This window comes from Nissabacter sp. SGAir0207 (genome assembly GCF_005491205.1).
Lineage (GTDB): Bacteria > Pseudomonadota > Gammaproteobacteria > Enterobacterales > Enterobacteriaceae > Chimaeribacter.
The window spans coordinates 3680086-3704152 of sequence record NZ_CP028035.1 but is presented as its reverse complement, the minus strand read 5'-3'; the positions used below and the strand labels follow the sequence as shown (position 1 = coordinate 3704152).

Sequence of the window (24067 nt, the reverse complement as noted above, 5' to 3'; positions counted from 1 at the left end):
CATGGACTCATTACGCTCTGTCCCCCAGTACCGCATCCGTGGCCTGGATATCTGGGGATTCAAACATCAGGCGCAGTTTCTCGATCACCTGTTCACGGGCGGCCGGGTCAAAACCGGTACGCTGGTGGCGATTAACGCCGAAAAGGTGCTGGCCAGCGAGCGCGACGCCTCGCTGCACGCGCTGATCAACGGCGTGGAGTATAAGTACGCCGACGGCATCAGCATCGTGCGCTCCATCCGCCGCAAATACCCCGGCGCTGAGGTGTCACGCATCGCGGGTGCCGATCTGTGGGAGGCACTGATGCAGCGCGCCGGGCAGGAGGGCACGCCGGTGTTCCTGATTGGCGGCAAGCCAGAGATTCTGGCGCAGACCGAGGAGAAGCTGCGCGCGCTGTGGAACGTCAACATCGTCGGCAGCCAGGATGGCTACTTCACCCCCGAGCAGCGGACGTCGCTGTTTGAGCGGGTGAAGGCCAGCGGCGCGGCGATTGTCACGGTGGCGATGGGCTCGCCGCGGCAGGAGGTGCTGATGCGCGACTGCCGCGCGCTCCATCCGCAGGCGCTCTACATGGGCGTCGGCGGCACCTATGACGTCTTTACCGGCCATGTGCGCCGTGCGCCGAAATTCTGGCAGAACAGCGGGCTGGAGTGGCTCTACCGTCTCCTGCTGCAACCCAGCCGGCTGCGCCGCCAGCTTAAGCTGCTGAAATACCTGCGCTACCACTACACCAACCAACTCTGATGCTTTCGACGCCCCGCTTCGCGGGGCGTTTTTGGCAAAAAAAGCGGTCGCCCCGTCGCAACGCTTGCAAATTCTGGTTTGCTTCTGACAGGAAAATACGGAACCATAGCGCCCGGTAACTCCCCCGGTAGCTGGGCCGCTTTTCCGCCTGAATCCTTTCTGTAGGAAATCCCCCGCTGCTGACCGCTTACCCCCGGTGGCGTCCTGCCGCCGTTGTCACAGGCATAGTCAACCAAAAAAATAACATTCCAGCGGGCTGGAAGGCATACACAACACGCGAGAAACAGAGGAATTATGGCGAGTCACGAAGAGAAGAAAGGATTACAGCGAGGGTTGGAGGCCCGGCATATCGAGCTGATAGCGCTCGGCGGCACCATCGGTGTCGGGTTGTTCATGGGCGCGGGCAGTACGTTGAAGTGGGCAGGGCCGTCAGTGCTGCTGGCCTACATCGTCGCCGGTCTGTTTGTGTTTTTCATTATGCGCGCGATGGGCGAGATGCTGCACCTGGAGCCGGTGGCTGGCTCCTTTGCGGTCTATGCGCATAAGTACCTCAGTCCTTACTTCGGCTACCTGACCGCCTGGAGCTACTGGTTCATGTGGATAGCCGTGGGGATCTCCGAGATCACCGCCGTGGGCGTCTATGTGCAGTACTGGTTCCCGGAGCTGCCCCAGTGGGTGCCAGCACTGGCAGCGATTGCGCTGGTGGCGCTGGCCAACCTGGCGGCGGTGAAGCTGTATGGCGAGTTTGAGTTCTGGTTCGCGCTGATCAAGGTCACCACCATCATCGTGATGATTGTCGCCGGGCTGGGGGTCATCTTCTTCGGCTTTGGCAACCACGGCCAGGCGCTGGGCTTTGAGAACCTGACCGTCCACGGCGGCTTCTTCGCTGGCGGCTGGAAAGGCTTCCTGTTTGCGCTCTGTATCGTGGTGGCCTCCTACCAAGGGGTCGAGCTGGTGGGCATCACCGCTGGCGAAGCCAAGAACCCGCAGGTCACGCTGAAGCGCGCCATCAACAACATCCTGTGGCGCATCCTGATCTTCTACGTGGGCGCAATCTTCGTCATCATCACCATCTACCCGTGGAATGAGATTGGCTCGCACGGCAGCCCGTTCGTGCTGACCTTCGCCAAGATCGGCATCGCTGCCGCGGCAGGCATCATCAACTTCGTGGTACTGACGGCGGCGCTCTCCGGCTGCAACAGCGGCATGTACAGCTGTGGCCGTATGCTCTACGCGCTGGCAAAAAACCGCCAACTGCCATCGTTCCTGGCAAAAGTCTCCAAAGGCGGCGTGCCGGTCTACGGCATTGCCGTCACCATCTTCTGCCTGCTGGCTGGCTCCTGCCTGAACTACATCATCCCGAACCCGGAGAAGGTGTTTGTCTATGTCTACAGCGCCAGCGTGCTGCCGGGCATGGTGCCGTGGTTCGTGGTGCTGGTGAGCCAGCTTAAGTTCCGCGTGGTGCATAAGCAGGCGCTGAAAAGCCATCCGTTCAAGTCGATAATGTTCCCCTACGTCAACTACCTGACCATCGCGTTCCTGCTTTGTGTGCTGGTAGGCATGGGAATCAACCCAGACACGCGGATTTCGCTGCTGGTGGGGGCCATTTTCATTGCCGGTGTCTCGCTGATCTACGCGGGCCTGGGGATGCATAAACGCAAACCTACGGTGCAAAACCCGGTAGAATAAGGGCTTAGTGACGGGGCAGGGCGGGAGAAGTGGTCACTTTTAGGACGAAATGAGCAAAGCGTAAGCAAACGCAATATTTCTTCTAAAAAGCACTAGACAGCATGGCACTAAAGCCGTAATATCCCGCCCCGCAACGGCGCTACGCGCCCGTAGCTCAGCTGGATAGAGCGCTGCCCTCCGGAGGCAGAGGTCTCAGGTTCGAATCCTGTCGGGCGCGCCATTAAGTTTGTGCGCAAGAGCTGCGGTGGTACTCTTTCTTAGAAAAGAACATACCGCGTGAAGTAGAAGTAACTTTGGTGGCTATAGCTCAGTTGGTAGAGCCCTGGATTGTGATTCCAGTTGTCGTGGGTTCGAGTCCCATTAGCCACCCCAAATTTTGTGACGATGCGAAGGTGGCGGAATTGGTAGACGCGCTAGCTTCAGGTGTTAGTGTCCTTACGGACGTGAGGGTTCAAGTCCCTCTCTTCGCACCACACAAACAGCATCTTTGATGTTGTTGCAGTTAAAGCAGTAGAAAAAATCGGCGAGTAGCGCAGCTTGGTAGCGCAACTGGTTTGGGACCAGTGGGTCGGAGGTTCGAATCCTCTCTCGCCGACCACTTTCAGAATAACCCCGCTCTGCGGGGTTTTTCGCTTTCTGGCGTCCGGGATTTCTTGCAAAGCGCCCGCCTCTATCTCTCCACACCTCTTTCCGTTCAGGCACCGCCACCCATACCGTTATTCAATTGTCGTTTTTCCGCTACAGCACGCAATCTGGCTGTCGTGAAAAAGTGACACCTATCCTCATGATTTATTTAGACAATTAACGCCATACGGCAGGCTGTCGTCTGAGAACGACAAAACGGCAAGTGGATCTCACGCTAAGGCATGAAATTGCCCCACTTACAGCCGCCGCACATAAGTTTTTTACGCATTAAAACAAAAGGATAAATTTAAATACCGGCCGTGGGTAGATTCTGGCACGGTGTGTGCAATACTAACGGGGTAGATGCTCATTCCCCTTGTTATGACTGCCTTTGGCTTCATAAAACCCTGAATGATGCAGAGCCAATTTCGGTACCTAATGTCCACCTTATCGATAACCTGGTTATCAGCAAGCGGGCATAACGTTGAGTGAGGTACCCCCCTGTTGTCCAAGACCTGAATTTGCTTGTTTAAACACTTGTCCCGGCGGCAGGTGTTTTTTTTTGCCTGCCATTTCGCGGGTATAAAAAAAGGCCCCCGAGGGGGCCTTTCTATTTTTCGGCATGCATTACACGTCCGGGCGTTGCAGGGTCAGCAACAGGCCCTCACGGCGCAGCTGCGCGGCTTCGTCCGGCTTATGCAGCTTGTCCAGCGTGTCCGCCAGCCAGGCATAATCATGCCCATCCGGACGCACTGCCAACGCCGCGCGGAAGCACTCGCTGGCCGCCTGCCACTCGCCATGCTTCATCAGCAACTGGCCCAGCGTGCTGCTTAGCAGCGGGGTCGCGCCATTCTGCTTGATCTGCTGGCGCAGGACTTTCTCCAGCTGTTCTGGGTTGCCCGACTTCAGGCGCGGCATCAGCAGCACCAGACGCTCATCGAAGTGGCGTTTCAGGCCATCCAACAGCACCTCCTGCGCCATGTCGTGATCGTCACAGGCGATCAGGTTCTCTACCATCGCCACCTGCAGGGTGGCATCGTGGCGGGTTTTGCGCTTCTGATCTTTCCACCAGCGTTTCAGGCCGTCGCTGCCCTCTTTGGCCATCGCCTCGTTCATCAGGCCGACATAGGCCTGTTCACGCAGCGCCTGCAAGTGCGGCTCATCATACAGATGGATTTTCGCCATCGACGGGATGATCTCCAGCAGGGCGTCATAGGCACCGCTACGCAGGTAAGCCTGCTCCGCCAGTCGCAAGACTTCCGGGTGGCGCGGGGCCTGGCCCACCAAATTATCCACACCGTGACGCGCCGCATGGATCTCGCCCTGTGCCAGCTGGATACGCACGCGGGTGATGTCCACCGGCAGCTGGTCGCGATCGGCGATCTCGGCGGCACGCTCCAGATACTGGTTGGTGCGGAAGCTGTCACCGCGCTGCTGCGCGGCCTCGGCGGCCAGCAGGTAGTTCACCACCGGCTGCTCGGCGTGGTCGGCATGGCGGGTCAGCAGCTTCTCAGCCTGCTGGTGATCGCCCTCGGCCAGTTTCACCAGCGCCTCTTTGGTTTGCTTGCGCGCCTTGGAGCGTTTGCGGCCGCTGAACCAGCGGCGGGTACGCGCGCCGGTGCGGAACAGGCGGCGCAGGATCCACTCCACGATGAACAGGGCGACAAACAGCACAATCGCCATGATCACCAGACCTGTGACGCTGGTCTCCACGTTATAGTTGTCCGTCTGGATCAGGACATAGCCCTGATGGCCGGCCAGCATTGGCCCGACGACCACGCCAGCAATCAGGAGCAGGAAGAGGACTAACACGCGAATCATATTTAGCCCTCCTGGTTGGCGGCAGCCGGCGACTGCGCCAGCAGGTTACGGACGCGGGTCTGCATCAGCTTCTCCAGCATCGGCTGGCTCTTCAGCTGCTCCGGCACATCCACCGAGATGCTCTGCTGGCTCAGGGTGTCCAGATCGTCGAGGAAGGCCTTGGTCGCCGGATCGTTGGCGTCAAAGTAGGAGCGTACCCAGCCGGAGACCGTCTCCAGCGACTGCTTGTAGACCTCATTCTGGTGGCGCGGCACCGCCTGTGCGGCCACCAGCAGGCGCGAGCGGATGTTCTCACGCAGGTAGACATCCTGATTCGGCGCCAGCAGCGGCTCGGCAGCGGTGTCACGGCGGCGGATGGTGATGAAGTCATCCATAAAGTTGTGCCAGCTCTTGACCAGATTCTGCCGCCACTCGCCGATGGAGGCAGAAAGCTCGCCGCTGTCCTCGTCCATCGGCGAGTCGTCGGTGTTGTCATCCGCCAGACGCAGATTGTCCACCTGATTAGAGAGCTGGTTCACCTTCAGGATGATGCCGTCGAAATCGACCTGCGCCACCACGGAGAGCGTGCTGACGTCCTCGGTAATCGCGCGGCGCACCTCCAGCAGGCTCGGATCGTTCATGTCCGCCAGACTGGCGTCGGCGCTCTTGAGCAGCGCGGCGGCAGTGGTGATGTCCTGATCGCTCCACAGCTTGCGGCCGGCCAGTTTGACCAGGAAGTCAGCCTGCGCCAGCAGCCAGGTTTTGGCATCGCTGCCGGAGATGGTCGCCACCTTCTCCTGCAACTCATTGAGCTGGCGGTTCAGGCTCGCCTGCTGCTGGTCGGCGTTTTTCAGCGCCTCGCCCTGCTGCTGCCACAGGGTGCCTTGCTGCTGCTTCTCCTGCTGCTGGCTCTGTTGCAGCGCGGCAATTTCCGCGCGCAGCGACTGGTTTTCTGCCAACTGCGCCTTGGCCTGTTGTTGCCCGTGCAGGTAGAGCCCGGCACCGAGGGCCAGCGCCAGCGCAATGGCGACAGCACCCAGCACCAGTCCGGTGCGGCTCTCTTTGCGGGAATCAACGGCTGGCCGGAGGGGCGTCTCCACCGCTGGGGTGATCTCTTCGTCCGAAGCGGATGGGGTTTTTTGTTCCGTCATGTTGGCACATCCCATAGTCAGGTTATCGTAGCGCGCGGATCAGCGCGTCATTATCTGCATTGTCGGCCACCCCGACGCTCTGCCAGCCAAGCTGGCGCGCCAGAGTTGCCAGGCGTTCACTCACCACTATCAGGTTGCAGCGCAGCAACCATGAAGTCCGATAGTAATCAGGAACTAAATTATAGAGCTGTTGTAACATTTCACCGCTGGTGACCACCAGCCTGTTCACGCCGAGACGGTGCCAGTGGGCGCTCTGCTCACTGCCGTCATAGTGAATGGCGCGCCGCTGGTAGCACTCGCAGTAGTCGATGGTGGCGCCGCGTGCCGCCAGCGTCTCAGCCAGCAGTTCACGGCCACCGTTGCCGCGCAGGATCAGCGCCCGCTTGCCGCTGACCTGTTGCAGGTCAGGCAGGCAGAGCAGGGTTTCGCTGGTCTCGCTGTCGGGGGGGTAGCTGACCGGGCGGCCGCTGAGGGTGTGCAGTTTCAGCCCGGTAGTGCGGCCGATGGCATAGTAGTGGAGATCGGCGCGCCAGGGCGGCGAGCAGGCCGCCAAAGCATGGTGTGCGTAATCCACCGCATGTTGGGAGAGGGCAAACACCAGATCGCCGGGCACGCAAGCGGCCAGGCGGGCCGGCAGGGTGGCCACGTCCCTCCCCGGGGCGAACTCAATCAGCGGCGCGTGGTACGCGGCCAGCCCAAGCTGGCGCAACCGGCTGACCAACTGTTCGCCTGACGGGGAAGGGCGGGTCACCAGAATGGTCATGCGGGAGGATTTCCCTGATAGACCTCGGCGAGGATCTCGCGCGCGCCGCGCGACAGCAGCTCCTCGGCCAGCGCCACGCCCATCTGCTCCGCCTGATCGGCTGAACCGTGGCGTTCACCGCGCACGATGACGCTGCCATCCGGCGCGCCCACCAGCGCCCGCAGCCAGAGGCGATCGCCCTCCAGCACCGCGTAGCTGCCGATTGGCACCTGACAGCCGCCCTCGAGGCGGGTATTCATCGCCCGTTCGGCACGCACGCGCACCGCCGTCTCATGGTGGTTCAGCGGCGCGAGCAGTTCACGCGTCACGCTGTCATCCAGCCGGCACTCAATGCCGACCGCACCCTGCCCAACCGCTGGCAGGCACTCCTCTGGCGACAGCGGGTTACGGATGCGTGACTCAAGGCCGAGGCGTTTCAGTCCGGCGACCGCCAAAATAATGGCGTCGTACTGGCCGTTGTCGAGCTTGCTCAGGCGGGTGCCGACGTTGCCGCGCAGGTCGCGCACCACCAGATCCGGGCGCTGCTCGCGCAGTTGGCACTGGCGGCGCAGGCTGGAAGTACCGACCACGCTGCCCGGCGGCAGGTGGGCGAGGCTCTCAAAGTTGGGCGAGACAAAGGCATCACGCGGATCTTCGCGCTCGCAGATGGTGACCAGCCCCAGCCCCTCGGGGAATTCCACCGGCACATCCTTCATGGAGTGGACGGCGATGTCCGCGCGGTTCTCCAGCAGCGCCAGCTCCAGCTCCTTGACGAACAGCCCCTTGCCGCCCACTTTTGCCAGCGGGGTATCAAGGATGATGTCGCCGCGCGTGACCATAGGCACCAGCTCAACGCGCAGGCCCGGATGGCTCTCCTCCAGGCGGTGTTGAACATAATGTGCCTGCCACAACGCCAGGGGACTTTGGCGGGTGGCAATACGGATAATTTTGTCTACCATGCTTGTTACCGTTTTACGAGTTCGCCCCATCCTACCATTTACCGGGGAAAGCTGTCAGCGTAAGAAGCCCCGGCAGCGCGGGGGAAACCGGGCCAAAACGGCGCGTTCGACAGGTTTTACATGACATGGCCGGGAGAGAGGAGTATACAAAGGGACCAGAGTAAGTCTGGTGCTATACTTTCTTTACGGTCAATCAGCAAGGTGTTAAATTGATCACGTTTCCAGCAATTATCTGCTAAATATTCGTCTAAACACAGGCAGGTTTGGAAAACGGGTTTTTTATAGGCACTGGGATAAATCAGGCGAAACGTCTTGTACCTCTACATTGAGACACTCAAGCAGAGACTGGATGCGATCAACCAACTGCGTGTCGATCGTGCCCTGGCGGCCTCTGGGCCGGCTTTCCAACAGGTCTACAGTCTACTGCCGATCTTATTGCACTATCATCATCCACTGATGCCGGGTTACCTGGACGGTAACGTGCCGGGCGGCATCTGCCTGTTCACGCCCGATGAAAAGCAATCTCGTTATCTCGCTGATTTAGAAGAAAAAATCGGCAAGCCCCTCGACAAAGCCCCCCACGGCGAACTGCCGATCACTGGCCTCTACAGCATGGGCAGTACCTCCTCGATTGGCCAGAGCGAAAGCTCAGACCTGGACATTTGGGTCTGCCACCAATCCTGGCTGGACAACGAGGAGCGCCAGCGGCTGCAACAGAAGTGCACGCTGCTGGAGGAGTGGGCGGCGTCGCTGGGCGTTGAGGTGAGCTTCTTCCTGATCGACGAAAACCGCTTCCGCCACAATGAGAGCGGCAGCCTCGGCGGCGAGGATTGCGGCTCCACCCAGCACATCCTGTTGCTGGATGAGTTCTACCGCAGCGCCGTGCGTCTGGCGGGCAAGCGCATCCTGTGGAACATGGTGCCGGGCGAAGAGGAGCCGCACTACGACGAGTATGTGATGTCGCTCTATGCGCAGGGCGCGCTGACGCCCAATGAGTGGCTCGATCTCGGTGGCCTCGGCACGCTGTCGGCGGAAGAGTATTTCGGCGCCAGCCTGTGGCAGCTCTATAAGAGCATCGACTCCCCCTATAAAGCGGTGTTGAAAACCCTGCTGCTGGAGGCTTACTCCTGGGAGTACCCGGAGACCCAGTTGCTGGCGATGGACATCAAGCGCCGCCTGCATGATGGCGAGATCGTCTCCTTCGGGCTGGACGCCTACTGCATGATGCTGGCGCGCGTCACCCGCTACCTGACGGCGATTGAGGATGAGACGCGGCTGGATCTGGTGCGCCGCTGCTTCTATCTGAAGGTGTGCGAGAAGCTGTCACAGGGGCGCGACTGCGTTGGCTGGCGGCGGGAGATTTTGTCGCAACTGGTGCAGGAGTGGGGTTGGAGCAGCGAGAAGCTGGCGATCCTCGACAACCGCAACAACTGGAAGATTGAGCGGGTGCGCGAGGCGCACAACGAGCTGCTGGATGCGATGATGCAGAGCTATCGCAACCTGATCCGCTTCGCCCGCCGCAATAATTTGAGCGTCAGCGCCAGTCCGCAGGACATCGGCGTGCTGACCCGCAAGCTCTACGCCGCCTTTGAGGCGCTGCCGGGCAAAGTGACGCTGGTGAACCCGCAGATCTCGCCCGACCTGTCGGAAAATGACCTGACCTTTATCCATGTGCCGATTGGCCGCGCCAACCGCACCGGCTGGTATCTGTACAATCAGGCGCCGTCGATGGACGCTATCATCAGCCACCAGCCGCTGGAGTATAACCGCTACCTGAATAAGCTGGTGGCGTGGGCCTACTTTAACGGCCTGCTCACCGCGCGCACCCGCCTGCATATCAAGGGCGGCGGCCTGTGCGACCTAGCCAAGTTGCAGGAGCTGGTGGCGGACGTCTCGCAGCACTTCCCGCTGCGCCTGCCGGCGCCGACGCCCAAGGCGCTCTACAGCCCGTGTGAGATCCGCCATCTGGCGATTATCGTCAATCTGGAGCATGACCCGACGGCGGCCTTCCGCAATCAGGTGGTGCACTTCGATTTCCGCAAGCTGGATGTCTTCAGCTTCGGCCAGCAACAGCAGTGTCTGGTCGGCAGCATCGACCTGCTCTACCGCAACTCGTGGAATGAGGTGCGCACCCTGCACTTCAGCGGCGAGCAGGCGGTACTGGAGGCGCTGAAGACCATCCTCGGCAAAATGCACCAAGACGCCGCGCCGCCGGAGTCGGTCGAGGTGTTCTGCTACAGCCAGCACCTGCGCGGCCTGATTGGCACGCGCGTGCAGCAGTTGGTGTCGGAGTGCATTGAGCTGCGCCTCTCCAGCACCCGCCAGGATCCGGGCCGCTTCAAGGCGGTACGCGTCTCTGGCCAGACCTGGGGGTTGTTCTTCGAGCGCCTGAGTGTCTCGGTGCAGAAGCTGGAGAATGCGGTGGAGTTCTACGGTGCCATCTCCAACAACAAGCTGCATGGCCTGTCGGTGAAGGTGGAGTCGGATCAGGTGCACCTGCCGGCGGTGGTCGATGGCTACGCCAGCGAGGGGATCATCCAGTTCTTCTTTGAAGACTCGCCAGATGACCGCGGCTTCAACATCTATATTCTCGATGAGTCGAACCGGGTGGAGGTGTTCCACCACTGTGAGGGCAGCAAAGAGGAGCTGGTGAAGGATGTCAGCCGCTTCTACTCCTCCTCCCATGACCGCTTTACCTACGGCTCGAGCTTCATCAACTTCAACCTGCCGCAGTTCTACCAGATTGTGGTGCTGGATGGCCGCAAACAGGTGATCCCGTTCCGCAGCAAGGCGCTGACCGCCCTCAACCTGGCGGTGAACAGCGAGGCACTGCCGCCGGGCCTGAAACAGTTCTACCAATTGCACTGACCGCGTGGCCGGGCGACCCGGCTGCGCGCCTTCACGCTTTGGCCTTTTTCCCCCAACCGCCAGCCTGGCCCCGGACGTAATTCCTATTGCTTTTCATGATCCACCTGCGATTATAGAGGGCTTGGACGCACGCAATACAGGCAGAACAGATGAAAAAAGAATTACGTTGGGCAGCGGCCGCCTTGATGTTACTGGGGCTTTCCGGTTGTGGCCTGAAAGGCCCGCTCTACTTCCCACCGGAAGACAAACCGGCCGTGACCACCGCGCCGCCTGACTCCAACAATGACGTGCAGCGCAACCAACAACCGACTTCTGGCACTCAGGGCAGCACCACCGCAGACCCTGCGGGCCTGTAACGGATAGCAGCCCTGCGGTTTGTGCCGGCAGGATCACATCAGGCGTCCGGGATAGCCGGCAGCCAGCGGAGTAAAATATGCAGTTCTCCAAAATGCATGGGTTAGGCAACGACTTTATGGTGGTCGATGCCGTTACGCAGAACGTCTACTTCTCGCCTGAGCTGATCCGGCGCCTGTCCGATCGCCATACCGGCGTGGGGTTTGACCAGATGCTGGTGGTGGAGCCGCCCTACGATCCCGATCTCGATTTCCACTACCGCATCTTCAACGCCGACGGCAGCGAAGTGGCGCAGTGCGGCAACGGCGCGCGCTGCTTCGCCCGCTTCGTGCGCCTGAAGGGGCTGACCAACAAACGCGACATCCGCGTCAGTACCCAGACCGGCCGCATGGTGCTGAGCGTCACGGAGAATGATGACGTCTGCGTCAACATGGGCGAGCCGATCTTCGAGCCGCAGCAGGTGCCGTTCCGCGCCGCCAAGGCGGAGAAGACCTACATCCTGCGGGCGGCGGACAAAACCGTGCTGTGCGGCGTGGTCTCAATGGGCAACCCGCACTGCGTGTTGCAGGTGGAGGATGTGCAGACCGCCGAGGTGGAGACGCTGGGGCCGGTACTGGAGAGCCACGAGCGCTTCCCGGAGCGCGCCAACATCGGCTTTATGCAGATTGTCAGCCGTGACCACATCAAACTGCGCGTCTTCGAACGGGGCGCGGGTGAAACCCAGGCCTGCGGCAGCGGCGCCTGTGGGGCGGTGGCGGTCGGCATCCTGCAAGAGAACCTGGCTGAAAATGTGCGCGTCGATCTGCCGGGCGGCAGCCTCGACATCCGCTGGAAGGGGCCGGGGCATCCGCTCTACATGACCGGCCCGGCCACCCACGTCTACGATGGATTCATTCATTTATGAGTAATATAGAGGAGCCAGTGGCCGCCGTCGCTGAACTGGACGATGAGCAGGTGCTCAGCTACCTGCTGCAACATCCCGACTTCTTTATCCGCAACTCCCGCGCCGTAGAGCCGATCCGTGTGCCGCACCCGGTGCGCGGCTCGGTGTCGCTGGTGGAGTGGCAGATGGCGCGCCAGCGCAACCGCATCCAGCTGCTGGAGGAGGAGATCACCCTGCTGATGGAGCAGGCGGCGGTCAACCAGTCGCTGTTCAGCCGGCTGATCCAGTTGCAGGCCGAGCTGGCCGAGGCCAGCAGCCTGCAAGAGATGCTGGATCGCCTGCACCGCTGGGCGCGTAGCCTCGGGCTGGCGGGCGCGCATATCCGCCTGTTTGCCGACAGCTGGAAAATCGGTGCCCCCTCTGACTTCACCCACCTCGGGCTGGCGCGCACGGCGTTTGAGTCGTTCCGCATTCCGCGTATGGGCGAGGACAACCACTTTCTCGGCGGCCTGACCGGCCCGGAACTGCTGCTGCTGTTGCCGCAGGCGAAGCAGGTCGGTTCAGTGGCGCTGTCGCTGATGGGTGCGCAGGGCGAGCTGGGGATGGTGATCTTCAGCAGCCGCGATGCCCAGCACTACCATCCCGGCATGGGCACCGTGCTGCTTGACCAGCTGGCGCGGATGCTGCCCGGCCTGCTGGAACGCTGGATCGAGCGCGCATGACCGCCGCTGACGCCGCCCTGCCGCTGGCGCTCACCGCGCCGGTGGAGCGCTTTTTGCGCCATCTCCAGCATGAGCGGCGGCTCAGCCCGCTGACGGTCAAAAACTATCGCCACCAGCTGGCGGCGCTGATGGCGCTGGCGGCCAAGGGCGGCCTGGCCGACTGGGCGCAGCTCGACCCAACACGGGTGCGCGCGCTGGTGGCCAACAGCAAGCGCGGCGGGCTGGAGAGCGCCAGCCTGGCACTGCGGATGTCGGCGTTGCGCAGCTTCCTCGACTGGCTGGTGAGCCAGGGCGAACTGCCAGCCAATCCGGCCAAGGGGATCTCGACGCCGCGTACCGCGCGCCACCTGCCGAAAAATATGGATGTGGATGAGGTGGATCAACTGCTGGGCATCGATCTCAGCGATCCCTTGGCGATCCGCGACCGGGCGATGCTGGAACTGATGTACGGGGCCGGGCTGCGACTGGCGGAAACCGTCGGCATCGACTGCCGCCACATTGATTGGGTGGGCGGCGAGGTGTGGGTACTGGGCAAGGGCAGCAAGGAGCGCAAAGTGCCGTTCGGCCAGACCGCGCTGCGCTGGCTGGAGCAGTGGCGCGCGCTGCGTGACCAGTTCAACCCGCAGGATGACGCGCTGTTCCTCTCCAAGCTGGGCAAGCGCATCTCGGCGCGCAACGTGCAGAAGCGCTTTGCCGAGTGGGGCGTCAAGCAGGGGGTGAACAGCCATATCCACCCGCACAAACTGCGCCACTCCTTCGCCACCCACATGCTGGAGTCGAGCGGCGACCTGCGTGCGGTGCAGGAGCTGCTGGGCCACGCCAACCTCTCCACCACCCAAATCTATACCCACCTCGACTTCCAGCACCTGGCGTCGGTCTATGACGCGGCGCACCCGCGAGCCAAACGAGGAAAATCCTGATGATTGTCTATCGTCCGCTGAAGGCCATTGCGGCCCTGACCTTTGATTTGGATGACACCCTGTATGACAACGGGCCTGTGATCCGCCGTACCGAGCAGGAGTCGCTGAAGTTCCTGCGCGCCTATCACCCGCTGCTGGCGGAAGTGGAATCGGCCCACTTCCAGCAGTTGCGGGCCGAGCTGCGCCGGCAGGAGCCGGAGATCTACCACGATGTCACCCAGTGGCGCTGGCGCGCCCTGCACCTCGGCCTCTCACGGCTGGGGCTGAGCGAGGCGGAAGCCAGCGCTGGCGCGGATGAGGCGATGAGCCACTTCGCCCACTGGCGCAGCCAGATTGAGGTGCCGCAGGAGACCCATGACACCCTGAAGGCGCTCGGCGAGCGCTGGCCGCTGGTGGCTGTCACCAATGGCAACGCCGATCCTGCGCTGTTTGGCCTCGGTGACGCCTTCCAGTTTGTGCTGCGCGCTGGCCCGCATGGCCGCGCCAAGCCGTATGAGGATCTCTACCATCGCGCCTCGCAACAGCTTGATCTGCCGCTGGGCAGCATCCTGCACGTCGGCGACGACCTGACCACCGACGTCGCGGGCGCGGTGCGCTGTGGGATGCAGGCGTGCTGGATCAACCTGCGGCAGGCGAACCTGATGACCCACCCCGAGGCGCGCCTGTTGCCGCATATCGAGATTTCGCGGTTGGCATCGCTGACAGCATTGCTATAATCCTCTGCAACTACTCTGTATATATCCCCAGTGAAATGCCGTGCCGCGAGGCCCGGCCTTTCCCGCTGACCAGACCCGACGGTGCCTATGGACGTTTCTGACCTGCTCGACAGCCTCAATGATAAACAACGCGAAGCCGTGGCGGCGCCACGCAGCAACCTGTTGGTGCTGGCCGGCGCGGGCAGCGGCAAAACGCGGGTGCTGGTGCACCGGATCGCCTGGTTGCTCTCCGTGGAGAACTGCTCGCCTTACTCGATTATGGCGGTGACCTTCACCAACAAGGCGGCGGCGGAGATGCGCCACCGCATCGAACACCTGATCGGCACCAGCCAGGGCGGGATGTGGATCGGCACCTTCCACGGGCTGGCCCACCGCCTGCTGCGCGCCCACCACATGGACGCCAACCTGCCGCAGGATTTCCAGATCCTCGACAGCGAAGACCAGTTGCGCCTGCTGAAGCGGCTGATCAAGGCGATGAATCTGGATGACAAGCAGTGGCCGGCGCGTCAGGCGATGTGGTACATCAACGGCAAGAAAGATGATGGCCTGCGCCCGCAGCACATTGAGAGCTACGGCAATCCGGTGGAGCAGACCTGGCTGCGCGTCTATCAGGCGTACCAGGAGGCGTGCGACCGCGCCGGGCTGGTGGACTTCGCCGAACTGCTGCTGCGCGCCCATGAGCTGTGGCTCAACAAGCCGCACATCCTGAACCACTACCGCGACCGCTTCACCAACATTCTGGTGGATGAGTTCCAGGATACCAACCGCATCCAGTACGCTTGGATCCGCCTGCTGGCGGGCGATCAGGCCAACGTGATGATCGTCGGTGACGATGACCAGTCGATCTACGGCTGGCGCGGCGCGCAGGTGGAGAACATCCAGCGCTTCCTCCAGGATTTCCCGAAAGCGGAGACCATCCGCCTCGAGCAGAACTACCGCTCCACCAGCAATATCCTGTCGGCGGCCAACGCCCTGATCGCCAACAACAATGGCCGCATGGGCAAAAACCTCTGGACGGAGGATGCCGAGGGCGAGCGCATCTCGCTCTACTGCGCCTTCAATGAGCTGGATGAGTCGCGCTTTGTGGTCAACCGCATCAAGACCTGGCAGGAGAACGGCGGCGCGCTGAATGATTGCGCCATCCTCTACCGCAGCAACGCCCAGTCGCGCGTGCTGGAAGAGGCGCTGTTGCAGGTGTCGATGCCCTACCGCATCTACGGTGGGATGCGCTTCTTCGAACGGCAGGAGATCAAGGACTCGCTGGCCTATCTGCGCCTGATCGCCAACCGCAACGATGACGCCGCCTTTGAGCGCGTGGTCAACACGCCGACGCGCGGCATTGGCGACCGCACCATTGACGTGGTGCGCCAGACCGCGCGGGAGCGCCAACTGACGCTGTGGCAATCCTGCCGCCTGTTGTTGCAGGAGAAGGCGCTGGCGGGCCGTGCCGCCTCGTCGCTGCAACGCTTCCTTGAGCTGGTGGATGCGCTGGCGCATGAGACTAGCGAGATGCCGCTGCATGTGCAGGCTGACCGGGTGATCAAGGACTCCGGCCTGTGGATGATGTATGAGCAGGAGAAAGGCGAGAAGGGGCAGGCGCGCATCGAAAACTTGGAGGAGCTGGTCAACGCCACCCGGCAGTACAGCTACCAGGATGAGGATGAGGATTTAATGCCGTTGCAGGCGTTCCTCTCCCACGCCGCGCTTGAGGCGGGCGAGGGGCAGGCGGACGCCTATCAGGACGCGGTACAGCTGATGACCCTCCACTCCGCCAAGGGGCTGGAGTTCCGGCAGGTGTTCATTGTCGGCATGGAGGAGGGGATGTTCCCCAGCCAGATGGCGCTCGACGAGGGCGGCCGGCTGGAGGAGGAGCGTCGGCTGGCCTACGTCGGCGTGACGCGCGCGATGCAGAAGCTGACCCTGACCTACGCCGAGACGCGCCGCCTGTATGGCAAAGAGGTGTTCCACCGGCCGTCGCGTTTCATCGCCGAACTGCCGGAGAACTGCGTGGAGGAGGTGCGGCTGCGCGCCAGCGTCTCCCGCCCGGTCAATACCCGCCGCATGGGCGCGCCGGTGGCGCAGAGCGACAGCGGCTACAGCCTCGGCCAGCGCGTACGCCACCCGAAATTTGGCGAGGGCACCATCATCAACCTCGAGGGCAGCGGCGACCACAGCCGTTTGCAGATCGCTTTCAATGGCGAAGGGGTGAAGTGGCTGGTGGCGGCCTACGCCCGGCTCGAGACAGTCTAAGCCCACGCCAGCCCGCCTTGCGGGCTGGCGAATGCCGTCTTTTTCGCCCGCCGCACGTTGTTGCTTTGTTGCACATTAACTGGGGTGCGGCGGTTGACAGACTTTTTCGTCTCAGCGTAACATGCGCGCACTATTCTTAAATGAGGACCTTCGCCTTGGACACACCCAGTAGATACTGGCTCATGAACCTGTTCATTAGGTACAACTTCTAAGGCTATCCTCTTTGCTGATGGCCTTCGTGGTTGTCAGCGACCTCCTGTTTGTCGCACTGAGTCAGGCCCTATGGCGGTTTGAAACACGCCGGTGCCTCATCGCCCACTCTGTTTCCGTGTTCCATTGCGAGCCTCTGCTTGTCATCACAAGGGAGCCATCGCCTATGCTGAGCGCATTCAAATTAGATAACAGTCGCTTATCCCGTTTAGAGTTGGATGACTCGAACGATCTCACCACATCGCTTTGGGTTGATTTGATCGAACCCGACGTGGAGGAGCGCGACAAAGTCCATACCGAGCTGGGGCAGAACCTCGCCACCCGCCCGGAGCTGGATGACATCGAAGCCTCCGCGCGTTTCTTCGAAGATGAGGATGGCCTGCACATCCACTCCTTCTTCTATTATGAGGATGCCGAGGATCACGGCGGCAACTCCACCGTCGCCTTTACCGTCCGCGACGGGCGTCTCTACACCCTGCGCGAGCGCGAGCTGCCAGCGTTCCGGCTCTACCGGATGCGCGCCCGCAACCAGATGCTGATCGACGGCAACGCCTACGAGCTGCTGCTCGACCTGTTCGAAACCAAAATTGAGCAGCTGGCGGATGAGATTGAGAACATCTACAGCGACCTGGAGAAGCTGAGCCGGGTGATCATGGAGGGGCAGCAGGGCGACGAGTATGACGAGGCGCTCTCCACCCTGGCGGTGCTGGAAGATACCGGCTGGAAGGTGCGGCTCTGCCTGATGGATACCCAGCGCGCGCTGAACTTCCTGGTGCGCAAGGCGCGCCTGCCAGCCGGCCAGCTGGAGCAGGCGCGTGAGGTGCTGCGCGACATCGAATCGCTGCTGCCGCACAACGAGTCACTGTTCCAGAAGGTCAACTTCCTGATGCAGGCGGCGATGGGCTTCATCAACATCGAGCAGAACCGCATCATCAAGATCTTCTCGGTGGTCTCGGTGGTGTTCCTGCCACCGACGCTGGTGGCCTCCAGCTACGGCATGAACTTTGAGTTTATGCCGGAGCTGAAGTGGTCATTCGGCTATCCGGGTGCCATCGGCTTGATGATCCTGGCCGGGTTGGCCCCTTACCTCTACTTCAAGCGCAAAAACTGGCTCTGACGCCTCCGCACTCCCCGCCGCGGCGGGGAGGCCCTCCCGCCATAGTGTGATTTTCCGCACGCTTTCTTCCCCTTTTTGTCCATAACCGACGTAGAATAGTGACTCGGTTGTTAATAAATTGTAGAGAAGTCATGTTGCTGAAACGCATCTCTCCCGCGGGTCAGTGGGGCCTGCTGCTGCTGCTCTCCCTGATTCTGGGCTTTGGCCTGCAAGCCTTCCACCTGCCAGCGGCGCTGCTGCTGGGGCCGATGATCGTTGGCGTGGTGATGGGGCTGGGCGGCGCGTCTATCCGTATTCCCTCCCTCTGTTTCAAACTCTCCCAAGGTGTGCTGGGCTGCATGATTGCCCAAAGCCTGTCGCCCGGCATCCTGACGCCGCTGCTGGCGGACTGGCCGATTGTGATCGGCGCGCTGGTGGCCACGCTGCTGGCGAGCGGCCTCTCCGGCTGGCTGTTGGTGCGTTTCAGCGCCCTGCCGGGGCCGACCGGGGCCTGGGGCTCCTCGCCCGGCGGCGCGTCGGCAATGGTGGCGATGGCCGGTGACTTTGGTGCGGACGTGCGGCTGGTGGCCTTTATGCAGTACCTGCGCGTGCTGTTCGTCGCTACCGCTGCCGCCGTGGTGGCGCGCATCGGACTGGGGGATGAGGCTGGCCAGCACGCGGCGGCGCTGGTCTGGTTCCCGTCGCTGGATTGGCGCTTCCTTGGCACGCTGGCGATCGCGCTGACGGGCATTGTGCTGGCCCCCCGGCTGCGTATCCCCTCTGGCGCGCTGCTGGTGCCTGCGCTGCTGGGCGCGGGCGTGCACTCCAGCGGGCTGATGACCCTCCAGATCCCGGAGTGGCTGCTGGCGATAGCCTACGCGCTGATTGGCTGGACGGTGGGGCTGCGCTTCACGCGTGACATCGTGCTGCTGGCGCTGCGCACCCTGCCGCAGATGCTGGTGTCAATTATTGGGCTGATGGTGGTGTGCGGTGTGATGGCATGGGGGATGACCAAGGTACTGCCGGTCGATCTGATGTCGGCCTATCTGGCCACCAGCCCCGGCGGGCTGGATACCGTGGCGATCATCGCCGCCGGCACCAAGGTGGATATGTCATTCGTGATGGCGATGCAGACGCTACGGCTGCTCACCATCCTGTTCACCGGCCCGGCGATGGCGCGCTTCATCTCGCGCCACGCCGGCAAACCGCCAAAACAGGCGCTGCGTTAACGCAGCTTGCGCTGGGTGTAGAGCGCGTCGAGGGTGAACAGCAGCAGGCCGCCCCAGATAAAGGCGAAGGTGACCAGCTTGTCATTGCCGATGTGCTCGCCGTAGAAGGTCACCGCCAGCACGAACATCAGCGTCGGGCCGAGGTACTGGAAGAAGCCGAGCGTCGAGAGGCGCAGGCGGGTGGCAGCGGCGGTGAAGAACAGCAGCGGTACGGTAGTGACCACGCCCGCCGCCACCAGCAGCAGATTGAGCGACATGGGGTTGGCGGTCAGGTGGCTGGTGGGGGTGTCGGCAATGCCGAACAGGTAGATCACCGCCGCTGGCAGCAGCCACAGGGTCTCCACCAACATCCCGGTCTGGGCGTCAATGCCGATCTTCTTGCGCAGCAGGCCATACAGCGCGAAGCTGAAGGCCAGCCCCAGCGCAATCACTGGCAGCGAGCCAAACTGCCACAGCTGCACCAGCACCCCACAGATCGCCAGCGCCACCGCCAGCCACTGCATTCGGCGGAAGCGCTCTCCCAGAAACAGCATCCCGAGCAGCACATTTACCAGCGGGTTGATAAAGTAGCCGAGGCTGGCCTCCAGGATATGGTGGTTATTCACCGCCCAGATAAACAGCAGCCAGTTGCAGCCCACCAGCAGCGCGGTCAACGCCAGCATCAGCAGCCGTTTCGGCTGGTGCACCACGGCCCGCACCTTGCCCCAGTTGCGGCTGACGGAGAGCAGGATCAGCATAAAGAAGAAAGACCAGACAATGCGGTGGGTGAGGATTTCGCCCGGCGTCACCTGTTGCAGCAGTTTGAAGTAGGCCGGGGCGATGCCCCAGATAAAGTAGGCACCGAGGGCAAAGAGAATGCCCTGGCGGGTCTGTTTCGCATCCATGTTATTAACCTAAAAAAAGAAAACAGCGAGTGTACCGGAGTGGCAGGCGCTTTTCCTGACGGCGCGCAACCTTGCGGCGTCAGCCAATCAGGTAGGTGGCGGTGGCGCTGGCAATATGCAGATCCGCTTGGTTATGCAGCTCCACGCGGGCGACCGCCACCTTGTTGCCCGCGCGCAGCAGGGTACTGGTGGCGCGGAACTGCTCGCCGCGTCCGGGGCGCAGGTAGTCGACCCGCAGGTCGATGGTGCCCATTTTGGCGAGCCGTTGGCGCAGCTCGGTTTCGCTCTGGTTCTCGTGGCGCAGCAGCACGCTGCCAACGCAGCACAGCCCGGCGGCCACATCCAGCACCGAGGCGATGACGCCACCATGCAGGATATGCTGCGCCGCGTTGCCCACCAGTCGCGTCTGGTTGGCGAAGGTCAGCACCACCTGCTCTTCATCAAAGCAGGCCAGCTCCAGCCCCAGCTCGCGATTGAAGGGCATGTCATACACAAAGATGTTGCCAATCAGCCGGCGGGCGGCCTCGGGCGTCAGGGTCAGGTCAGACATACAGGTTCCTTGGTCAGCGCCGGAAGGCGGCGCGGTTAGGTTAATTTATTGTGGATTTTATGCTTCGCATTTGTTGCTTTCCAGCCCGGCGCGGATAAATCGAAACACCGCTGATCGCCGTCGTGATTTGTGTGTAAAATGGCCTGCCTTTTTGTTGGCGGTCTATTTTAGGATTTTTTTGGAGGGGTTATGCGCGGTTATTGGGGAATCGGGATGGCGCTGCTGGCAGCACCGGCCCTGGTTCAGGCGGAAGAAGCGACAGTTAAACAGATCCATGATTACCCCACAGTGCGTGGCAGCGTCATTGCCAGCATGTTGCAGGAACATGACAACCCGTTTACGCTCTATCCTTACGAAACGAACTATCTGTTGTATACCTATACCGATAAGGTAAACACCAAGGCCATTCAGACCTACGACTGGGCAGACAACGCCCGCAAAGATGAGGTAGAGTTCCAGCTTAGCCTGGGCTTCCCGATCTGGCGCGGCATTGCCGGGGACAACTCGCTGCTGGCGGCCTCCTACACCCAGCGCTCATTCTGGCAGCTCTCCAATAGTAGCGAATCGTCACCGTTCCGCGAAACCAACTATGAGCCGCAGGTGTTCGTGGCCTGGGCGACGGACTACTCCTTCGCTGGCTGGACGCTGCGTGAGGTGGAGACCGGCTTCAACCATGACTCCAATGGCCGCTCCGATCCCACTTCGCGTAGCTGGAACCGTATCTACGCGCGCTTTATGGCGCAGCACGGCAACTGGCAGGTGGATCTCAAGCCTTGGTATCGCATCCCGGAGAGCGACAGCAATGACGATAACCCGGACATCACCAAATACATGGGCTACTACCGCCTGAAGGTGGCGTATGCCTGGGGCGACAGCGTATTCAGCATCAACGGCCGCTACAACTGGAACACTGGTTACGGCGGGGCGGAGGCCGGGTGGAGCTACCCGATCACCCGCCATGTGCGCTTCTATACGCAGGTCTTCAGCGGCTATGGCGAATCGCTGATTGACTACAACTACAAGCAGACGCGCGTCGGTGTCGGCATCATGCTGAACGATATTTTGTAAAACGCGCGTGCGCATCATCACCGGCCGGCAGGCTCCCTGCCGGCTCGCAGAACGTTGGGGAAACGAGTGTCTACGGCGGCAGTAATCAACAAAGCGTTGCTGGCAGAGCAGGTGTTGCGTGACACCTTCGGCTACCAGCAATTCCGTCCGGGTCAGCAAACCATCATCAACACCGCGCTCGAAGGGCGCGACTGTCTGGTGGTCATGCCCACCGGGGGCGGCAAATCCCTGTGTTACCAAATCCCTGCCTTGGTTATGGATGGCCTGACGCTGGTGGTCTCGCCGCTGATCTCCCTGATGAAAGACCAGGTGGATCAGCTGCTGGCCAACGGCGTGGCGGCGGCGTGCCTCAACTCCAGCCAGACGCGGGAGCAGCAGTATGAGGTGATGACCGGCTGCCGCAACGGGCAGATCAAGATGCTCTACATCGCGCCAGAGCGGCTGATGATGGACAACTTCCTCGACCAGTTGCCGCAGCTTAACCCGTCGCTGTTGGCGGTTGACGAAGCGCACTGTATTTCCCAGTGGGGGCACGATTTCCGCCCCGAATACCGTGCGCTTGGGCAACTGAAGGCGCGTTACCCGAATCTGCCGGTCATCGCCCTGACGGCGACGGCCGACGAAGCCACGCGCAATGACATCGTGCGCGGGCTGGCGCTCCATGAGCCGCTGGTGCAGATCAGCAGCTTTGACCGCCCCAACATCCGCTACACGCTGGTAGAGAAGTACAAGCCCCTCGACCAGCTGTGGCGCTTTGTGCAGGATCAGCGCGGCAAGAGCGGCATCATCTACTGCAACAGCCGGGCGAAGGTGGAAGACACCGCCGCCCGCCTGCAAGCGCGCGGCCTCAGCGTGGGGGCCTACCACGCCGGGCTGGAGAGCGAGCGGCGCGCACAGGTGCAAGACGCCTTCCAGCGCGATGACTTGCAGGTGGTGGTGGCGACCGTGGCGTTCGGCATGGGCATCAACAAGCCCAACGTGCGCTTTGTGGTGCACTTTGATATTCCGCGCACCATCGAGGCCTACTACCAAGAAACCGGCCGCGCCGGGCGTGACGGCCTGCCAGCCGAGGCGATTCTGCTCTATGATCCGGCCGACATGGCCTGGCTGCGCCGCTGTCTGGAGGAGAAACCCGCCGGGCCGCAGCAGGACGTGGAGCGCCACAAGCTGAACGCGATGGGCGCTTTCGCTGAGGCGCAGACCTGCCGCCGGCTGGTGCTGCTCAACTACTTTGGCGAGGGGCGGCAGACGCCGTGCGGCAACTGCGACATCTGCCTCGATCCGCCGAAGCGCTATGACGGCCTGCTCGATGCGCAAAAAGCGCTCTCCGCCGTGGCGCGCGTCGGCCAGCGCTTTGGTATCGGCTATGTGGTGGAGGTGCTGCGCGGGGCCAATAACCTGCGTATCCGTGAAAACGGCCATGACAAGCTGACGATCTATGGCATGGGCCGTGACCAGACCACCGAGCACTGGGTCAGCGTCTATCGCCAGCTGATCCACCTCGGCCTGATCAGCCAGAACATCGCGCTGCACTCGGCGCTGCAACTCACCGAGGCGGCGCGTCCGGTGCTGCGTGGCGAGACGCCGCTGCAACTGGCGGTGCCGCGCATTCAGGCACCCAAGGCGCGCAGTAGCACGCCGAAGAGCTACAGCGGCAACTATGACCGCAAGCTGTTCGCCAAATTGCGCAAGCTGCGCAAATCGATCGCTGACGAGGCCAACGTGCCGCCCTACGTGGTGTTCAACGACGCCACGCTGCTGGAGATGGCCGAGCAGATGCCAGCTTCGCCGGGCGAATTGCTCAGCGTCAACGGCGTCGGCCAGCGCAAGCTGGAGCGCTTTGGCGCGCCCTTCCTGCAGATGATCCGCGACCATATCGACAACGACGACGAATGACCCCTCGAGGACGATGGCGGGAACCTCCGCCATCGCCTATGATGGCGCGATATTTCCGCCTCTCTGGGAGTTGTACTGATGTTCATGCTGTTTTTCACTGTTGCGCTGGTGCATCTGGTGGCCCTGATCAGCCCCGGCCCGGACTTCTTCTTTGTTTCCCAAACCGCGGCCAGCCGCTCACGCCGTGAGGCGATGATGGGGGTGATTGGCATCACCCTGGGCATCGTGATCTGGGCGGGGGTAGCGCTGATGGGGCTGCACCTGCTGCTGGAGCGGATGGCCTGGCTGCATCAGGTGATCACCGTCGGCGGCGGCCTCTACCTGCTGTGGATGGGCTGGCAACTGCTGCGCGCCGCCCGCGCCCGGCAGGGGGAACCCGCCGCGGAGGCACCCGTCGCCTTGCCAGCGCGTGGCCGCACCTTTATGCGCGGCTTCCTGACCAACCTCTCCAACCCGAAAGCGGTGATCTACTTCGGCAGCGTCTTCTCGCTGTTTGTCGGTGACAGCGTTGGCAGCGCCGAGCGCTGGGGGCTGTTCGTGATGATCATTGCCGAGACCTTCGTCTGGTTTTCCATCGTGGCGATGGTGTTTGCCCTGCCGGTGATGCGCCGCGGCTACCAGCGGCTGGCCAAGTGGATCGACGGCGTCGCGGGCGTGCTGTTTGCCGGTTTCGGCATCCATCTGATCATCTCCCGTTAACCTTTCGCGGTTAGC

Annotated in this window: 20 protein-coding genes and 4 tRNA genes; 18 read left to right on the top strand and 6 right to left on the bottom strand. The window is 62.0% G+C overall.

Annotated elements, in window-relative coordinates; genetic code table 11:
* Nucleotide 1: 1 nt before the first annotated feature.
* From wecG to C1N62_RS16615, 6 genes are all read left to right on the top strand, one after another.
* Complete coding sequence (wecG, locus tag C1N62_RS16640; protein ID WP_137764669.1) at nucleotides 2-742, top strand: lipopolysaccharide N-acetylmannosaminouronosyltransferase; 741 nt, start codon at nucleotides 2-4, stop codon at nucleotides 740-742.
* A 294-nt stretch (nucleotides 743-1036) separates the two neighbouring features.
* On the top strand, nucleotides 1037-2431 hold the full coding sequence (locus C1N62_RS16635) for an amino acid permease (RefSeq protein WP_137764668.1): 1395 nt from the start codon (nucleotides 1037-1039) through the stop codon (nucleotides 2429-2431).
* 143 nt (nucleotides 2432-2574) lie between these two features.
* A tRNA-Arg gene (locus tag C1N62_RS16630) sits at nucleotides 2575-2651 on the top strand.
* Between the two features lie 76 nt (nucleotides 2652-2727).
* A tRNA-His gene (locus tag C1N62_RS16625) sits at nucleotides 2728-2803 on the top strand.
* Nucleotides 2804-2817: 14 nt separating this feature from the next.
* Nucleotides 2818-2904: transfer RNA gene (locus tag C1N62_RS16620), tRNA-Leu, on the top strand.
* A 48-nt stretch (nucleotides 2905-2952) separates the two neighbouring features.
* Nucleotides 2953-3029, top strand: a tRNA-Pro gene (locus C1N62_RS16615).
* Between the two features lie 653 nt (nucleotides 3030-3682).
* Here the strand turns inward: C1N62_RS16615 and hemY are convergent.
* Genes hemY through hemC form a run of 4 tightly spaced genes read right to left on the bottom strand, consistent with a single transcriptional unit; the run spans nucleotide 3683 to nucleotide 7707 of the window.
* A complete protein-coding gene (hemY, locus tag C1N62_RS16610) occupies nucleotides 3683-4876 on the bottom strand; it encodes a protoheme IX biogenesis protein HemY (protein ID WP_137764667.1) in 1194 nt (397 codons plus the stop codon).
* A gap of 2 nt (nucleotides 4877-4878) precedes the next feature.
* On the bottom strand, nucleotides 4879-6006 hold the full coding sequence (hemX, locus tag C1N62_RS16605; RefSeq protein ID WP_137764666.1) for a uroporphyrinogen-III C-methyltransferase: 1128 nt from the start codon (nucleotides 6004-6006) through the stop codon (nucleotides 4879-4881).
* Between the two features lie 22 nt (nucleotides 6007-6028).
* Entirely contained in the window at nucleotides 6029-6769 is a 741-nt protein-coding gene (gene hemD / locus C1N62_RS16600) for a uroporphyrinogen-III synthase (protein WP_137764665.1), read from the bottom strand.
* On the bottom strand, nucleotides 6766-7707 hold the full coding sequence (gene hemC / locus C1N62_RS16595; RefSeq protein WP_137764664.1) for a hydroxymethylbilane synthase: 942 nt from the start codon (nucleotides 7705-7707) through the stop codon (nucleotides 6766-6768). The genes hemD and hemC overlap by 4 nt, the downstream gene beginning before the upstream one ends.
* A gap of 312 nt (nucleotides 7708-8019) precedes the next feature.
* Between hemC and C1N62_RS16590 the strand changes: the two genes are divergently transcribed.
* The 9 genes from C1N62_RS16590 to C1N62_RS16550 all read left to right on the top strand — a co-directional run bounded on the left by C1N62_RS16590 (nucleotide 8020) and on the right by C1N62_RS16550 (nucleotide 18955).
* Nucleotides 8020-10575, top strand: a complete 2556-nt coding sequence (locus tag C1N62_RS16590; protein ID WP_137764663.1) for a class I adenylate cyclase — start codon at nucleotides 8020-8022, stop codon at nucleotides 10573-10575.
* 149 nt (nucleotides 10576-10724) lie between these two features.
* A complete protein-coding gene (locus C1N62_RS16585; protein WP_137764662.1) occupies nucleotides 10725-10931 on the top strand; it encodes a lipoprotein in 207 nt (68 codons plus the stop codon).
* 77 nt (nucleotides 10932-11008) lie between these two features.
* Nucleotides 11009-11833: a diaminopimelate epimerase gene (dapF, locus tag C1N62_RS16580; RefSeq protein ID WP_137764661.1), complete on the top strand. Its 825-nt coding sequence runs from the start codon at nucleotides 11009-11011 to the stop codon at nucleotides 11831-11833.
* Nucleotides 11830-12534: a DUF484 domain-containing protein gene (locus C1N62_RS16575; RefSeq protein WP_137764660.1), complete on the top strand. Its 705-nt coding sequence runs from the start codon at nucleotides 11830-11832 to the stop codon at nucleotides 12532-12534. Before dapF ends, C1N62_RS16575 begins: the two co-directional genes overlap by 4 nt.
* Entirely contained in the window at nucleotides 12531-13454 is a 924-nt protein-coding gene (gene xerC / locus C1N62_RS16570; protein WP_137764659.1) for a tyrosine recombinase XerC, read from the top strand. The genes C1N62_RS16575 and xerC overlap by 4 nt, the downstream gene beginning before the upstream one ends.
* Nucleotides 13454-14170: a 5-amino-6-(5-phospho-D-ribitylamino)uracil phosphatase YigB gene (yigB, locus tag C1N62_RS16565; protein WP_137764658.1), complete on the top strand. Its 717-nt coding sequence runs from the start codon at nucleotides 13454-13456 to the stop codon at nucleotides 14168-14170. The genes xerC and yigB overlap by 1 nt, the downstream gene beginning before the upstream one ends.
* A gap of 87 nt (nucleotides 14171-14257) precedes the next feature.
* Nucleotides 14258-16420 (top strand): DNA helicase II, encoded by a 2163-nt coding sequence (gene uvrD, locus C1N62_RS16560; RefSeq protein ID WP_137764657.1) that lies wholly within the window; start codon nucleotides 14258-14260, stop codon nucleotides 16418-16420.
* 376 nt (nucleotides 16421-16796) lie between these two features.
* Entirely contained in the window at nucleotides 16797-17747 is a 951-nt protein-coding gene (gene corA / locus C1N62_RS16555) for a magnesium/cobalt transporter CorA (protein WP_137764656.1), read from the top strand.
* Between the two features lie 131 nt (nucleotides 17748-17878).
* Complete coding sequence (locus C1N62_RS16550; protein ID WP_370465576.1) at nucleotides 17879-18955, top strand: AbrB family transcriptional regulator; 1077 nt, start codon at nucleotides 17879-17881, stop codon at nucleotides 18953-18955.
* On the opposite strand, the gene rarD is transcribed toward C1N62_RS16550, so the two are convergent.
* Nucleotides 18952-19839 (bottom strand): EamA family transporter RarD, encoded by an 888-nt coding sequence (gene rarD / locus C1N62_RS16545; protein WP_137764655.1) that lies wholly within the window; start codon nucleotides 19837-19839, stop codon nucleotides 18952-18954. The two genes, C1N62_RS16550 and rarD, sit on opposite strands and share 4 nt — an antisense overlap.
* 79 nt (nucleotides 19840-19918) lie before the next feature.
* Nucleotides 19919-20389 carry a thioesterase family protein gene (locus C1N62_RS16540; RefSeq protein WP_137764654.1) on the bottom strand — a complete coding sequence of 157 codons (471 nt, stop codon included), beginning with the start codon at nucleotides 20387-20389 and terminating at the stop codon, nucleotides 19919-19921.
* A 189-nt stretch (nucleotides 20390-20578) separates the two neighbouring features.
* On the opposite strand from C1N62_RS16540, the gene pldA reads away from it, so the two are divergent.
* From pldA to rhtC, 3 genes are all read left to right on the top strand, one after another.
* Nucleotides 20579-21457 carry a phospholipase A gene (pldA, locus tag C1N62_RS16535; RefSeq protein ID WP_137764653.1) on the top strand — a complete coding sequence of 293 codons (879 nt, stop codon included), beginning with the start codon at nucleotides 20579-20581 and terminating at the stop codon, nucleotides 21455-21457.
* A 66-nt stretch (nucleotides 21458-21523) separates the two neighbouring features.
* Nucleotides 21524-23353: an ATP-dependent DNA helicase RecQ gene (recQ, locus tag C1N62_RS16530; RefSeq protein ID WP_137764652.1), complete on the top strand. Its 1830-nt coding sequence runs from the start codon at nucleotides 21524-21526 to the stop codon at nucleotides 23351-23353.
* 78 nt (nucleotides 23354-23431) lie between these two features.
* Entirely contained in the window at nucleotides 23432-24052 is a 621-nt protein-coding gene (gene rhtC, locus C1N62_RS16525; protein WP_137764651.1) for a threonine export protein RhtC, read from the top strand.
* Nucleotides 24053-24067 lie beyond the last annotated feature (15 nt).

What these genes read in the sequence shown, in the direction of transcription:
- hemC (WP_137764664.1), bottom strand. Translation starts at nt 7,707, where the DNA reads ATGGTAGACAAAATTATCCGTATTGCCACCCGCCAAAGTCCCCTGGCG.
- dapF (WP_137764661.1), top strand. Translation starts at nt 11,009, where the DNA reads ATGCAGTTCTCCAAAATGCATGGGTTAGGCAACGACTTTATGGTGGTC.
- corA (WP_137764656.1), top strand. Translation starts at nt 16,797, where the DNA reads ATGCTGAGCGCATTCAAATTAGATAACAGTCGCTTATCCCGTTTAGAG.
- rarD (WP_137764655.1), bottom strand. Translation starts at nt 19,839, where the DNA reads ATGGATGCGAAACAGACCCGCCAGGGCATTCTCTTTGCCCTCGGTGCC.
- yigB (WP_137764658.1), top strand. Translation starts at nt 13,454, where the DNA reads ATGATTGTCTATCGTCCGCTGAAGGCCATTGCGGCCCTGACCTTTGAT.
- C1N62_RS16575 (WP_137764660.1), top strand. Translation starts at nt 11,830, where the DNA reads ATGAGTAATATAGAGGAGCCAGTGGCCGCCGTCGCTGAACTGGACGAT.
- rhtC (WP_137764651.1), top strand. Translation starts at nt 23,432, where the DNA reads ATGTTCATGCTGTTTTTCACTGTTGCGCTGGTGCATCTGGTGGCCCTG.
- pldA (WP_137764653.1), top strand. Translation starts at nt 20,579, where the DNA reads ATGCGCGGTTATTGGGGAATCGGGATGGCGCTGCTGGCAGCACCGGCC.
- wecG (WP_137764669.1), top strand. Translation starts at nt 2, where the DNA reads ATGGACTCATTACGCTCTGTCCCCCAGTACCGCATCCGTGGCCTGGAT.
- C1N62_RS16540 (WP_137764654.1), bottom strand. Translation starts at nt 20,389, where the DNA reads ATGTCTGACCTGACCCTGACGCCCGAGGCCGCCCGCCGGCTGATTGGC.
- C1N62_RS16550 (WP_370465576.1), top strand. Translation starts at nt 17,879, where the DNA reads ATGTTGCTGAAACGCATCTCTCCCGCGGGTCAGTGGGGCCTGCTGCTG.
- uvrD (WP_137764657.1), top strand. Translation starts at nt 14,258, where the DNA reads ATGGACGTTTCTGACCTGCTCGACAGCCTCAATGATAAACAACGCGAA.
- C1N62_RS16635 (WP_137764668.1), top strand. Translation starts at nt 1,037, where the DNA reads ATGGCGAGTCACGAAGAGAAGAAAGGATTACAGCGAGGGTTGGAGGCC.
- hemX (WP_137764666.1), bottom strand. Translation starts at nt 6,006, where the DNA reads ATGACGGAACAAAAAACCCCATCCGCTTCGGACGAAGAGATCACCCCA.
- C1N62_RS16585 (WP_137764662.1), top strand. Translation starts at nt 10,725, where the DNA reads ATGAAAAAAGAATTACGTTGGGCAGCGGCCGCCTTGATGTTACTGGGG.
- hemD (WP_137764665.1), bottom strand. Translation starts at nt 6,769, where the DNA reads ATGACCATTCTGGTGACCCGCCCTTCCCCGTCAGGCGAACAGTTGGTC.
- hemY (WP_137764667.1), bottom strand. Translation starts at nt 4,876, where the DNA reads ATGATTCGCGTGTTAGTCCTCTTCCTGCTCCTGATTGCTGGCGTGGTC.
- xerC (WP_137764659.1), top strand. Translation starts at nt 12,531, where the DNA reads ATGACCGCCGCTGACGCCGCCCTGCCGCTGGCGCTCACCGCGCCGGTG.